Source organism: Desulfocicer niacini (assembly GCF_054657595.1).
In genome coordinates this window covers 37,366-51,558 of record NZ_BAAHYK010000026.1, presented here as the reverse complement: position 1 = coordinate 51,558, position 14,193 = coordinate 37,366, and the positions used below count along the sequence as shown (strand labels likewise).

11 protein-coding genes are annotated in these 14,193 nt (G+C 42.7%); 2 read left to right on the top strand and 9 right to left on the bottom strand.

The genetic code is table 11. The features are described 5' to 3' along the window. Positions 1 to 335 precede the first annotated feature (335 nt). The 7 genes from ACYQ2M_RS14905 to ACYQ2M_RS14875 form a co-directional block, all read right to left on the bottom strand. Complete coding sequence (locus ACYQ2M_RS14905) at positions 336 to 737, bottom strand: SDR family NAD(P)-dependent oxidoreductase (RefSeq protein WP_459917188.1); 402 nt, start codon at positions 735 to 737, stop codon at positions 336 to 338. Positions 738 to 1,013: 276 nt separating this feature from the next. Continuing rightward, positions 1,014 to 1,487 carry a redoxin domain-containing protein gene (locus ACYQ2M_RS14900; protein ID WP_459917156.1) on the bottom strand — a complete coding sequence of 158 codons (474 nt, stop codon included), beginning with the start codon at positions 1,485 to 1,487 and terminating at the stop codon, positions 1,014 to 1,016. Positions 1,488 to 1,609: 122 nt separating this feature from the next. Then, on the bottom strand, positions 1,610 to 1,882 hold the full coding sequence (locus ACYQ2M_RS14895; protein ID WP_459917155.1) for a hypothetical protein: 273 nt from the start codon (positions 1,880 to 1,882) through the stop codon (positions 1,610 to 1,612). Positions 1,883 to 2,281: 399 nt separating this feature from the next. Then, a complete protein-coding gene (locus ACYQ2M_RS14890) occupies positions 2,282 to 2,662 on the bottom strand; it encodes a hypothetical protein (protein WP_459917154.1) in 381 nt (126 codons plus the stop codon). Between the two features lie 107 nt (positions 2,663 to 2,769). Then, positions 2,770 to 5,031 carry a hypothetical protein gene (locus ACYQ2M_RS14885; RefSeq protein ID WP_459917153.1) on the bottom strand — a complete coding sequence of 754 codons (2,262 nt, stop codon included), beginning with the start codon at positions 5,029 to 5,031 and terminating at the stop codon, positions 2,770 to 2,772. A gap of 65 nt (positions 5,032 to 5,096) precedes the next feature. After that, complete coding sequence (locus ACYQ2M_RS14880; protein ID WP_459917152.1) at positions 5,097 to 5,333, bottom strand: hypothetical protein; 237 nt, start codon at positions 5,331 to 5,333, stop codon at positions 5,097 to 5,099. Positions 5,334 to 5,826: 493 nt separating this feature from the next. After that, complete coding sequence (locus tag ACYQ2M_RS14875; RefSeq protein WP_459917151.1) at positions 5,827 to 6,768, bottom strand: Lcl C-terminal domain-containing protein; 942 nt, start codon at positions 6,766 to 6,768, stop codon at positions 5,827 to 5,829. Positions 6,769 to 7,280: 512 nt separating this feature from the next. On the opposite strand from ACYQ2M_RS14875, the gene ACYQ2M_RS14870 reads away from it, so the two are divergent. Then, on the top strand, positions 7,281 to 8,600 hold the full coding sequence (locus ACYQ2M_RS14870) for a glycosyltransferase (protein ID WP_459917150.1): 1,320 nt from the start codon (positions 7,281 to 7,283) through the stop codon (positions 8,598 to 8,600). Between the two features lie 264 nt (positions 8,601 to 8,864). Here ACYQ2M_RS14870 and ACYQ2M_RS14865 read toward each other — a convergent pair whose 3' ends face one another. Then, the gene (locus tag ACYQ2M_RS14865; protein ID WP_459917149.1) at positions 8,865 to 9,239 is read right to left on the bottom strand and encodes a SpoIIAA family protein; all 375 of its coding nucleotides are present in this window, start codon (positions 9,237 to 9,239) and stop codon (positions 8,865 to 8,867) included. A 186-nt stretch (positions 9,240 to 9,425) separates the two neighbouring features. Further along, complete coding sequence (locus tag ACYQ2M_RS14860) at positions 9,426 to 10,241, bottom strand: PRC-barrel domain-containing protein (protein ID WP_459917148.1); 816 nt, start codon at positions 10,239 to 10,241, stop codon at positions 9,426 to 9,428. Between the two features lie 729 nt (positions 10,242 to 10,970). Here ACYQ2M_RS14860 and ACYQ2M_RS14855 point away from each other — a divergent pair. Continuing rightward, entirely contained in the window at positions 10,971 to 14,180 is a 3,210-nt protein-coding gene (locus tag ACYQ2M_RS14855; RefSeq protein ID WP_459917147.1) for an Npt1/Npt2 family nucleotide transporter, read from the top strand. Positions 14,181 to 14,193 lie beyond the last annotated feature (13 nt).

The window sequence follows — 14,193 nt, the reverse complement described above, 5'->3', positions numbered from 1 at the left end:
CTCAAGGTTATGGCAATCTCAAAACGGTCAAAGGCGACGGCGAGTCCGATGGCTCCTGTGTATATGCTGAAACGATCCGACACGGGTTTGAAAATATTCCACAGGCTTTTTTGGATCTTTTTGAAGGAAAGAACAAGGGCAAAATGGTGGTGAAACTTTAAACTAAAAATGCTGAAACTTCTGATTGGCCCTTGGCAGTAGGGTACAGACCTACAGATTTTTTCAGCATCTGGCGTTACTATTCTTGTAAAAACTCAGGATACAATACATAAATTTAAAACGGTGCTTTTCTGGGATTTTTGGAACTGCCATAGATCGTGCTTCTGCCAGGTGTTCTATCCAGCCCTGAATGCGGGTGCGCACCGCCCAATACGATACAACCAGGTGAAGCTGTGTGAAGACGACCATGATGATACTGCTCCGCGCACTTCCCTGGCAAGGAGAAGAGTAATACCGTTCAGTAGGGTTTTCGACAATCGGTATGCACTGGAAAGGATGATATCTGTGTCACTGTCCGAACTCGCCATCTCGTTCAGTGAACCCAGGGTGCTGGCCAGATTTACAATCCGGCCGTATCCCCTTTTTTTCATCAGGGGTATACAGGCCTGGCAGAGAAAAAGAGGTCCGAAAACGTTGGTTTCCAGGGTGTTCAATAGGATGTTTTTATTTAACTCAAGAATAGGATCTCCTGATCTGTCAGGCCCCCGATTGCTGAATCGCTGATCCCAACGCCTGATTCGGGCTGATTATTGGAGGGCTTTCATGGATTCCTATCTGGCCCTTCCATTGAAAGATCTGAGGGTTGGTGACCTTCTCACGGACATTGTCGACGTTCTGAAAGTACATTCTCTTGGATTGCCTCCAGACATGTCCATCGTGATCAAGACACTAGGGTTATTGTTTGTGATGGGTTTATTAAATAACATTAAGACTGAGGGGGTAAATGTAGGTTTTTATCCAACGCTTCACATTTATAAACCTGTTTTTTTGCAGCCATTGATTTTTCTCCTATATTATTGTTTTTTTGATGAAATAATTTCGATTACTTCTTCGATATCGGGCACCTGATGAATTTCATATTCTTTGATCCATTCGACGGTCTGGTCGCTACCGATCAATATGTTGGCCCGTCCTGAAATGCCTTTTTCCTTAATAAACAATCCATATTTTTCAGCGACTTCTCCATGGGGCCAGAAATCGGCCAGCAGATTGGTTTCACTCATTCCAATGACCTCTGCCCAGGCTTTTTTGGAAGGTACGCTGTCCACGCTGATGCCGTATGCGATTACGCCCAATTCGTCAAATACGGATTTTTTCAGTTCCAGGGTCCGCATTTGAATTTCACAGACTGATGTCCATGCCAGGGGATGAAATGAGAGCAGTGTTTTAGTGCCCGCCAACGTCATGGGTGTGACTTTTTTTCCAAATTGATTAATCAGTGTAAACCCAGGGGCCGGATCTTCGACCGATAAATGATGATGTATCATATAAAACTCCTTTCCTTGATTATTTTTAACGTAAAGTGGACGCTAAGGAACCAGTTTAAAATAACGTGCCCATTTACCTCACCCCCCAGCCCTTCTCCATGAACGGTGAGGGGAGTTAATGTTTACTTCAGCCAGTCATTGATCTGTGATTTGAATTCATCAAGACGATCTTCGCCCGCATTCCTGATTTCATTTATTTTTCTATTTGCATAATCGATTTTATCTTGCAGCGAATGCACATTATCCATGATGCCTTGCTTTAAAAGGGCCCCAGCTTTTTCAGTTTCCGCCTGGGCTTCCTTTTTTTTAGCTTCAGCATTTGCGGCTTCAATTTCCTTATCCCAAGCATCAATCTGGGATTCAAGTTTACTAATTAAATTATCTTTGATTGACATAATGATATTATCTCCATTTTTGAGTTAGATGTTATCCGTCACTGAACTGACGGTTTATAAGAAAGTTCCCCTCTTTTGGGTAGTTTCATCATTTCAATTATGGCGGTGAGCCACCAAGTTTGTTTATATGAAATACTCCGCAAATCAGGGGCGTATTTCAAGCTTCGTTGTGGGCAAAGCCGGATCAGAATACGGTCTGCCCGTGGCAGTTATATGAAATCTTATGCGTTAATTTTATTAACAGTGCACACTGTTTTTCTGCGGATTGGCGGTCCAACCACTGTCTTATTATGCACATACAGCGACTGAGTTGGATACGCGAATTCGATGCCTTCTTGTTGAAATTGCTGATAAATTTCAAGATTAATGCGTTGTTGGGCATCCATATATAAATTATAGTCAGCGATTAGCACATAGTAGATTAGCATCGAGTTTCTGGTTCCGATTCCATTCGTTAATTTGTTCCGTAAGAACCGTTGCGGTTTGAATAAAAAGAGAGAGTTGCTGTTGCAATATTTCTGCTTCGTCAGTCGATGCCTGAGTTAAGCGCTGAGCGATTTCTTCCCGTTTGTCTTGTAGCGCTTTCCTGCGAAGCGTTATCGTCTCGATAGATTGATTGAGTGTTTTGATTGTCGCATTATCTTCGGATGCTGTGGTCTGAGGCGTGACCTGAGGCTGGGCCTGAGACAACGGCGCCAGCAAGCAAAATAAAAATAGCCAGAAGTATGGATTTCGGGTAAATCCAGTGTTTTGAAAAGTCGTGGAATAAATTTTTATCAATTATAAATATCCTTACTGTCTAATTGCAACGGACTGTCTGCCATTGCAATGCTAAACTTGAAACAACCGCTGAATTTGGTGATTATGGATCTGACCATGCTGAGTTTTTATACCTTTTCCAGTTCATATTCGGCAGTGGAGGTATCAATAACTGCCTTTTTGTAGCCCGGGACACGAACATTACAGGTCAGTGGCTGCTTGACACCGGATTCCAGGTAGAGGGTCAGGCGGTCTCTTTTTTTCTCAAAGCGGACCGTCAGCCTGCCTCCCGGGACCAGTGTTGGACCAAACATCAACTTTCCATCATTATTAAGCCACTGAGGAAAGAGTCCAGAGCCGATGATCAGTTTATCGCCTTCCTCCCGGACAAATAGACTGCGCATCATCATGATCCATTCAGCCGCTGCCCAGCCGTGCTGACCGTCTCCCATGCAGCCACCCCCTGTAATCGGATGAATGGCCTCGGGCCACTGGCCCGTTGGCGATGCCAAATCTGATACGGCCAGGACAAGGTCCCTGTATCGGTTGTCATTATTACGCAAAAGAGTTTGAGCCATATCAAGGGTCAAATATGCATTAAGGCCGGAATGAATCATATCCTGGAAAAAAGCATTATCAATAAAGCAGTGGTCCATGAGATATTCAAGGGTTTTCATGACCATGGGATCACCGGGTGCTGTGATCTGAAGCGGATAATCTGCCACAAGGGATCCGACGGCACCGGCATCCATCCTGCGGTACGGGGAAGCCGGGATCGCCTGGTGTGATCTATATCCGGGTGAATCTGTAGCGCTTTGAATAATCTGATCTCCAAAAGCTTCTGCAACCAGGGTAAAATCATCTCCTTCCCGGTCGTATTCCGAACTGTTTTCAGCTATCCTTGCCGCAGCATTCAAACCGGCGACCGCCCAGAAATCATCCCAGAAATAATAGTCGTTCGGACCGAGGTGTTCTGCGCTGAAGCCAGCGGGCATAAGACCGTCATGGCGTTTGCCGTCTTTTTTATCCCGCCGCTTTCGGGCAATCCACCGGGCCCCTTTCATAAACGAATCCAGCAGTGCGCCACTAAAGCGTTCGTTGGTCAGACGGCTGTACCGGTCTGCCAGCCAGAGGACCTGGCCATTTGAATCCCATTCCCCTTCCTGGGACTGGAAATACCCGGTCATTGTCTGTCGGTCCGGAAACTTGGCGATCAGCTTTTGGCTGCGCCCTGACAGACCGAGCCCCAAAAGCGAGTTGATCATGAAACAGGCATCTCTGAACCAGAACCGCCGGTAGGTATAGGGTCCCGGATAGACATCCCCGGCCGTCAGCATGAGCACGGTCTGCCTGGCAGCCTTGAATAAAAATGAAAACCGCTCTTCCGGTATTTCAAGCTCTGCGGCGGCCGGATGTGCTTGCCTTTTCGATATCTCAGGAATATGGATTGGTTCACCATCCGGGGATGTTTCCCCATCAATGGGAATTTTTATTTTCACCGTTGTCTCTTGATCTTTTTTTATGGGAAAGAAAGCTGCAGCTGTTGCCATACCAATGGGACACTCGATTTCCCCATCGCTTTGTGAGCGGTCCAGGGAAAAATACACATCGCCGTCGGCATAGGATGACAGCAAAATCTTTTCCGCCGCTGTTTCAAATTTAACGTAATGTATCTGATTGACAGTCAGTCGTTCTTTTCCATCATGGGCCGTGATATGATCAATGAACTGGATCCCTTCAGGATTATAGGGCCTCAACGCAATAATCATCCATCCGTCTTCATCCCGAATACCGGCAGTGGCAGACAGAATCACTTCCGGTTTATCTTTTTTGTTAAAGGCCAAAGCAGCCCGAGAGTCAAGCTTCATACCATTATTTCGACTCCGGGTGACGATATCCATCTCCTGTTCCACATTAAGAACCTGCTCCACGCTCTTTTCCCTGGACGGCAGCATTAATTCCCCGCTTTGGGAGAGTATCCATGTATCAACAGACCAGGAATCATACATCGGTGTTAAAAGCCCTCTGGGATCAACCACTGGATATAAAGGCACATCCGGATGTCCCAATGCTGTCCAGTTGCGCTGGGTGACATTGATATGGCTGAAAGAAAAGCCCCGCGGGATAAAAGAGGTGTCCCTTGGATTGAACTGCCGGGTTACCCAGTACGGCCATACCCAGTCCAGATTATATTGAAAGGCCCGGGTGTTAATGATGCCCCTGGCATGAAACACCAGGCCTGCGCGAAGCAGTTCGATGGGTTCCATTACCTCTGATGGCTGCCCAAACTGGCGTATACGGGCCATCAAGGTTACGGGGTCGAGAAAATTATACTGTTTCGCTGCCAGTCTCAATATAAAATTCCAGGGCAACCATTTTTTAAATATCATGGTGAATCCTCTTTTACTGTTGAATTAGCCCCGTTATCGGGCATAGTGCTGCGAACACTCCTGTTTCAGATGTTATCCTTGAGCTGGCTGATTTCAATACCCAGGTTGACGCACTGGCGGCCTTCCATGCATAGTTCTGCATCGCCGGGTTCCAAAAAGGTTTCCAAGGACTTATTACCCTTTTTTAAGGAAACCTTCCAGCGGCTGTTATCATTATCATATGCGACATCCATATCGATCCCACATTTTCCGATGTCCGGGTATACCTGTTCGATTTTCTGGCAGAGTTCTTTTTTATTCATAGATTTCCATCCTTTACTCGTAAGTAATAAGTAGTGAGTTGTGTTTTGCAATTTGAAAACAAAACGGAAATAATGTTTAATGAGTAGCTTGATCCAAACTTTCCCTGAAACACAATAAAACTAAAACAATCTATATCAAAAATATACCCCGGCACACGGACAAATCAAATACAGTATACTATGTATTTAACAGCCAGTAGTTATGTAATAGATATGGGTGCAGTTCGAGGTATATTTCGAGGTAGATAAAGAATTGATATAAAATGTCTTCTGTTATATTGTCCTTTTTCCAAGGATCAATGATTATCACTTTCCCTGAACGAAAATGCCCAGCCGGGTGTGGGTCCCGCCGATATCATCGCATAGAATTGCTTTAACATTTGTATTTTGATCATACTCATTTACCCTCTCATGTCAGATCTCTTTTGTCCCATCATGCCAATGCTTTGCAAGCTTCCCGTCAACTCCGACAAACAAGACCGTCTGGCCATCTTTACGCATGGCTTCTGCTTTTTCTAACCGGCCAGACATGGAATTCAGGATGCTGCTTATATCCAACGCCGATGTTGCCGTCCTCTGTATATAGTGTCCATGCATAGGCAGGCTCATAACAACTGGTTGTTGAAGACCAGTAAAATGAACGAACAGATTTAAACTGATCTTTTCCGGCAATGGCTGGAGAATGAGCATTGATGTCAATTAGACTTTCCAATTCGCGGATATTGGGCAGCCGCCAGTCATTATAACCCGATCTTTTTTCATGATTGATTTGTTTAATTCCGATCAGCGCATCGGGCCAGGTAACCGCTTTTTCCAGGATGTCTGCATGTTGCAGCCAGGCCAATCCCGTGGCACGGTCCTCGACCATATCCTCTGACAGGGCAAATCGTTTCTTTGACAACACCTCGTTCTTACAAGGTTTATTATTCTTAGAACTGCTGTCATGGACGGGCCAGACCATATAAGATCTGTGGATCATGCCTTTTACGACTCTCCCTCCGCCCAGATGGACATACCAGGCTTGATCGGGATATCTTGCGCAAGGTGTTGCTGTCCAATAATACCCATTAAATAAATTGAAAAATTGATCAGGCTGGACAATGGCCGGATTGATCCGGTCATGACTGATCAAACTGAACAATTCAGATCGGCTGGGAAGTCTCCACTGGTTCAATCCATATTGATCGGTTCCATTCATCTGCTTTATAAAATCAAATGATTCCTGCCAGGATAACGGAAAATCGGTCAACCCGGCATCCCTTGGCCAGATAAGGTTTGTCAACCGGTCTGTGACAGTTTCCCTGTGGTGAATAAAACGGGGCTCCGGCCACAGTGCTCCTTTTCGGGTATCACCATCCTGGCCGGTTCCAGTGCAGGGAATGATTTGCCCTTTGATATCATAACATTGAATTTGATCGGTTTGAAATAAGCTCAAGCAGCGTCTCCTTTTCCTGGATATTCCATTGGTCATTGTGAACAAACAAAACAACAAGTTAAAAATATTCAACTTTACAATTAATTATATCAACTCTTCTGTGATTGGACATGGGTGTATCCGACCAAAATTCCGATGATCAACCTGCAAAAGCGTCTCATCACAGGAAATGATCATAAAAACAGTATCAAATACAGGATTTCTAACATTAATATGCATGAATTTCTCTATTTCATTTTCTGATTCTACCCTATATTTTAAGTGGTATGAAAAGTCATGACAAATGGTGCCTTAATAAAAAAATTAAAAGTGCTCTCATGCCCAGGTTCCGATATCCGAATCTGGCGGAAAATATTTCGGCATGACGTCCGTATCTGAAATTTTTCTAATAATTGTACCCTCGAATCCAATGACCATTTATTCATCGGCAGGCGCTGCTGGCGTATAATAATTTTCAACTCTGAAAAACCAGCCAAGTTTTTTAATATTAAGATTTTTAATAGGAGATTTTTATGAAAATCTGCATGTTTACCAACACCTACCTGCCCCACGTCGGTGGTGTGGCCAGGTCGATCCAGACCTTTGTGTCGGATTTAAGGAATGCTGGCCACCGGGTGCTGGTGGTGGCCCCTGTTTTCCCCGACTGCGAAGCCCATGATAAAACAGAAGCTGGAATCATACGGGTGCCGGCCATCACGGAAGTCAGCGGCAGTGATTTTTCGCTCAGGCTGCCGATCCCTTTCTACCTCTCTGAAGCCATTGAGAATTTCAGGCCGGACATCATCCACAGCCATCATCCCTACTTTATGGGAGACACTGCTTTCCGTGCGGCACGGCAGCATCACCTGCCCCTAGTGTTCACCCACCATACGCTGTATGAGCAATACGTCCACCACATCAATATGGATGCTGATGCGGTACAGCAGTTTGCAGCCAATCTTTCCACACAGTATGCGGATCTGTGCGACCATATTATTGCTCCCAGCCAGAGTATCGCCACATTGTTGACGGAAAGGGGGGTGAAAAAAGAGATCTCCGTTATTCCCACCGGAGTGGACATACAGCTTTTTTCCCGGGGGGACGGTGCCGGTTTCAGGCGCAGGTATGATATTCCTGAAAATACGTTTGTCATCGGGCATTTGGGTCGTCTGGCAGCAGAGAAAAATCTCTCCTATCTGGCACAGGCTGTCGCCAGTGTATCAAAAAACAGACCGGATACGATTTTTATGGTGGTGGGGGACGGCCCGATGCGGGAAAACATCCTGAAAATCTTTAAAACGTACCATATGGAATCCAGCCTGATTTTTACCGGCAGCCTCAGGGGCCAATCCCTTGTGGATGCTTACCACGCCATGGACCTGTTTGCCTTCAGCTCCCTTTCAGAAACCCAGGGCATGGTACTGACCGAAGCCATGGCTGCCGGCGTCCCTGTTATTGCTTTGGACGGACCGGGTGTGCGTGATGTCATGGTCCACGAACAAAACGGTGTTTTAATGCATGAAAAAACAGATCCTGAAGATTTCTCAAAGCAGATCGAAAAAATGGCATCCCAGCCGGAAAACCTTAAAAAATGGCGTAAAGGTGCGCGTAAGACAGCTGAAGAATTCAGCAGGGAAAAATCTGTTGAACAACTGTTGCTCCTTTATGAATCCATGCTCCACCAGCACGCTCAGGCATTGTCCGTTGACCAGGCAGAGCCAAATCAGGAACTGGATGCATGGGATTCAATCCTTGTGGGCATTGAGACGGAATGGGATCTGATTGCTGAAAAAACAAAAACTTTTCTTGAAACCGTGAAAGAACAGATAGATGCTGACACTGCTCAGAAATAAATAATCACAGGCGTGGTCGGAATTTACTTTGTGGTGATTCTTTTCGTTTTTGGGGCTCGGTCTGTCAGGGCACAGCCAAAATCTCATCGCCAAATTTGCGGTTATTACCCACTTCTAACCGGCCAGATATGGAATTCTAGATTCTGCTTGTATCCGACGTCGATGTTGCGGTCTTCCCTATATAGGGTCCATGTATAGGCAGGCTCATAACATTGAATTTGATCCGTTTGAAACAAGCCTGCCTGATTATCAGAACACAGCATGTCATTCACTGATCCAGGCGTTGGCCGCATCAAGTGCATCCAGATCAAAATACTTTACGGTTGCTGTGGTAAAGGGTTTGATAAATACTGTCATGGTTTTTTCCCATTGTTTATCGCCCACAATGGCCAGGCGTTCAATATCATTAAAATGGGACAGACCAAATTTGGTATCCTCCCACATCGCACCCGCTGACCACCCTTTGAAATCACGAAGCTCAATCACCATTCGGATTTTATCCCTGGACTCCATGATCTTTTCCACCATTGGAACAAAGTGTTCATAATCCTCTTTTTTAAGCGTGTCTGTAAAAATGAGTCTGACGATTGTCCCTGCGGGAACTTCAGTCAATTGTATTTCATCAAAAGCAAAGCTCATAGTATATCTCCTTATAAATCCTGCAATATTGCATTGGCTTTTTCCGGATCATAGCCCCGCGAAAGATACAGGGGCCTTTTTCAAGCCCTTTTATCCGGGATGTAAAATCCGGCTTTTTTGTTTGATAAACGTTTCCGATGAATGTCTCCTTGAATGGAGGTGGTTTTGATAAAATGGCATCAAATTCTATTTAAACGGATTTGCAATCATTCTCTGAAGCTTTTTCGTAATGTTTTTTTCAAAAGGCCGACCATAATAGTCGTACAGGCGAGTTTCATACTCAATGTTCACCGGTTTTTCAGGGTCAAAATCAGGACTATTCTCAACCTGCTCTCTACTGATATCCAGAAAAAGAGTTGATTGCTCCCAGCTGACTTTTTTTACCCAATTCAAAGAGAGGATGACTTTTTTTCCCCCTGGCAGCCAGTTCCGGGTATTAAGCACCACATATCTGAGGGCCCAAGTTTTATCCTCCAGGATAAAATCCTCCACGTATCCGATGTTTCCATCACTTGCTTCAATGTCGTAACCTTTTACTTCCTTAAATGAGCGCAGATGATTTTCTTCCACCTTCTCCTCCTCCTCCTCCAATGTCTCTTCATCATGTTTCTGTGCGGAATTATCAGGGATCTGAGTCATCACTGCCGGATATGCTCCAGGCCCCCAAAGGCCGTCGTGCGCCCAGTAATACGGGTAATTTAGATACTGGAACATTTTTCTTTCATGCTCTCGGGAAATCGGTTCATCCTCCATCAGTGAGGGACATTCTTCAAGCTGCTCACGGGTGATCTCAAGAAAGATGCTTTGCATCTGCCAATCTGTAATTTGAACCATCACCGGCGAAATAAGAACTTTTTTATCCATAAGCCACCCGCCGGTATCTGCCACCATGTGACGAACTGTCCAGAGTTGGTCATCAAACAATAGGTCCTTGCATTTTCCGACATCATCTTCTTTGACAAAAAAGGTATATCCAATAATTTCATTTATGCTTCTTAACATGATCAACCTCCTTATTATTGATGAACTCGTAAAAAGAATTCGGTTTCAGCATTTTTCCTGCTGCCGTTCATACATATAGCATAAGGAAATCTTGAATAGATAAAAATGGGGTTATTCAAGTATATTGACAGACAAATTGATGTATTTATAAAAGATTCCAGTAGCGTCCTAATCCTGTTAATATTAAGAGTTAATTAATTTCTTAACAGACTTTAAGCCATAATGATCAATAGAACTAAGGAATAAAAGGACTAAGGAATAAATTATTTTTGGGTAGTATTTTTTTCTCTTTCCAAAACAGTTTCAAATACAGGTTTTCCAACACTACTGTGGATTGGACATGGGTTGTACATACTTTTTTCTTCATTAATGGGTAAAAACCCACATTTACGCTTCAGTCTTTTTATCCTTTAATGCAACTATCACCAACAAGGCAAATAAAATGTAGGACGGGAGCATCGCTATGCCAATTTCATCCCTGAAAAAGGAGTTGCCATGTTATGAAGGAAAATCTTTACAGACGTTTTTCTATTTTTGTGGCCATTGTTTGTATTCTTTTCATTTTATCAGGAGGATCTTTGGCGAGTGATGATATTTTCATCCTCCAGGGTAAGAAGGGGCAGCTGGTTTAATTCAGGGGAATTCTGCAGGAGCGCCAACCGTACGTATGCCCATCCTGTATCAAAATTTCAGACCACAGGGTTCAGACTTATTCTTGAGGTCCCCTAAGTGAAGCAAAAAGCGCTTTCTCTTTTTAATGTCTATGAAGATGAAATCAATCTTTTAATATGGACAACATTATTGCTGTTTCTTGTCAGAAGTTCCGGCATCATATTAAATAATTTTGCTGAAACAGCATTTTTAAAGCGTTATGGTGTTGAATACCTTCCTATTGTCAACATGATCAACTCTATTGCCACCTTTGTCATAACAGGCTTTTTAACTGCTGCCATGAGCAAGGTGGCCAGCGGCAGACTTTTATCATATGTTTTCATTTTCTGCGGGATAACGGTTGTTGTAATCCGCCTTATAATTCCAATGGGGTTTGATATTATTTATCCTGTATTATTTATGCTGAAAAGCCAGTTTGCACTTCTGCAGGCACTTTTATTCTGGAATCTTGCAAATGACCTATTCAATACGAGACAGTCGAAAAGATTCTTTTCGCTGGTAACTGCCGGTGGTGTAATCGGTCTGATACTCGGAAGTATTGGCACACCCTATTTTGCACGACTTTTTGCGTTGGATAATCTTTTATATCTTTATATGGGTACAACCTTTCTTGGGGCCATTCTTGTAGAATTAATGGCCAGAAGTTATCCAACACTGGTATTTTCAAAGGAAACAAACGATCAGAAAAGAAATAAAAAATCAATAGTAGAAGAGTTTAAAACCATGATTCCTCTTATAAAGAAATCCACTCTTTTTAAAATAGTCCTGGTTTTAACTTTTATGCCCAATGTCATTGTCCCCATAATGAACTACCAGTTTAATTTTGCCATTAATAATCAGTTTGCAAGTGAAGCCCGCATGATAGAGTTTTTTGGTTATTTCAGGGGAGGGTTGAACATTGTAAGTCTATTCATCCTTCTGTTTGTTGGAAAAATCTACGGTAAATGGGGACTTCCCGTCGCTTTAATGTTCCATCCGTTCAATTATATTATTGCTCTTTTTGCATTTCTTTTCAGGTTTGATATTTTTTCGGCAATGTATGCCAAAATGTCTATCAACATAATAAGAACGACGATTAATGTCCCGACCAAGGGTGTTCTAATGGGGTTGTTTCCAGTCTCCTATAGGAGTATGGTACGGTCATTTTTAAGGGGGACTGTTGTCAGAGTCGCTCTTTTTTTAGGCTCTGGACTGATTCTTGTTTCAGAAAATTATTTTCATCCAAGATATTTAACACTTGTGGCACTGCCATTCCTTATCGCATGGATGGCAGCACCTGTAATTTTAAAATATAAATACGCTGTTATCTTAAAAGATCTTGTAGCAAATAATCTTTTAGATCTTAAAAGTCTTGAACCAGAAGAACTGGTTCAGGTTTTTAAAGAAGGAAAAGCGTTAGAAGAACTTAAAGAATCATATTTAAGCGCAAAGGGTGATGATGCTGTCTGGTATGCAAAATTACTGAAAAATTTTTCTACAAAGGATTTTAATTCAATTATATTGGGAAATATTGATGATCAGGATGAGAAAACAAAAATAGCTTTAATAAAGATGCTTACTTCGGAAACCTTCTGGACATCTGCAGACAAAATTATAAGCCTTCTTGATCCGGATGAAGCTGAACTTACCATAGCCATTTTAAAGTTAGGTGTAAAATATAGATTTGAAGATATAAAAGATGTTGATTTAAGAGCGTATGAAAATAATGAGAATCCTGTGATAAGGGGCTTTGCAATAGGGTGCATGTATCTTAACAACCCCGTTGAGTATGAAAAAATAATTGACAAAGAATTGCTATCCAACAATTTAGAAAGACGTAAAGCAGGCATTATAAGTGCCGGGCTTACTGGCCAAAAAGAATATATCAATGATTTAGAAAAGATATTGTCCGAAGAGAAAAAAGAAAGCTTAATGCCAGATGTTATCATTGCGCTGTCAAGGCTGAAGGCCCAAGATTTAAACGATAAACTAATGCCGTTTTTATTCAGCAGGTCAGAAAAAATCCGTCACGCAGCTGCTGCTGCAATTGAAATCAATGATGAAACAGTGCTGTCAAAGGCGGTTCTTCTTTTAGGAGACAGCTCAAAAACAATTCGTGAACTTGTAAAAGATAAAATTAGAGAATCAAAATATGAAAACAATAAACTTTTAATCAAATCTTTGGCCCTCCCCTCCACCAGGATTCGAAAAGAATTGTTTGAACTTTTGGAAACACTTGATATCAAGGAGATTGATGTATTTCTTTTTGCTAAAGAGCAACTGGGCAACTGTTATAATTATCTTGCCATGAGCCAGAACCTTGAAAACAGACCTGAAAGCAAGTTAAGAAATCTTGTTATGGAACATTTAATTCAGAAAAAAGAACTGGCGCTTGAAAATATTATACGGGTTTTATCCATTAATGACCAGACCGGAAGAATGAAAACAGCATGGCTGGGCATTTTTTCTCTTGATACACGGCAGAGGGCAAATTCAATAGAGCTTTTAAGTGATATATTAGATAAAAAGCTTTTTAATGCCATGCTGCCTCTTCTTGAGAGTCCTTCATTGTCAGTTGCCTTGTCAGAAGGCAAAAAAGTCTCAAAGATACCCAGGTTTGATTCCCAGGGCAAGGATGTTTTCTCTCATCTTCTTGCATCAGAAGACTGGGTGGATAATTTAATGGGCCTTGGCCTCGCCCGGGAAGAGCCTTCATTGCTTGAAGGGCATGATATGCTTGAAGAGATTAAAAATTCAGACAATCATATAATCCGAAAGGAAGTACAAATGACGGTCAAGAAGAAAGATCAAGATACAAATGATGACAGAATAGATTCGACTGATATTTCTCTTGCCGATAAAATACTTCTTTTAAAAGAAGTAGAGATTTTTTCAGGACTGACTGCCAGTGAGCTCGCAGCCATAGCCGCTATAGCCAAGGAACTTGATTACCCTGAAGGAAAAGCGGTCATTAAGCAGGGAGATGTGGGTGAGACAGTCTTCCTGATAATAGATGGCAACGTAGACGTTATCATGGAACAACCGGATGGAAAAGAAATAGTTATGGATAAAATTGAGTCAGGAGGCGCGTTTGGAGAGATGGCCCTTATTGACAATGCGCCAAGATCTGCAACAATAAAAACGGTTTCAGAATCAAGATTTTTAATACTTCATAAGCAGGAATTCAAAGAAATTGTTATGGAATATCCCGGTATTGCCCTGCAGATTTGTTCAGTTTTCAGCAGTAGAATACGTCATTTACATAAAAGGTTTAACGAAAAATCATAGTTCAGTGGGATCA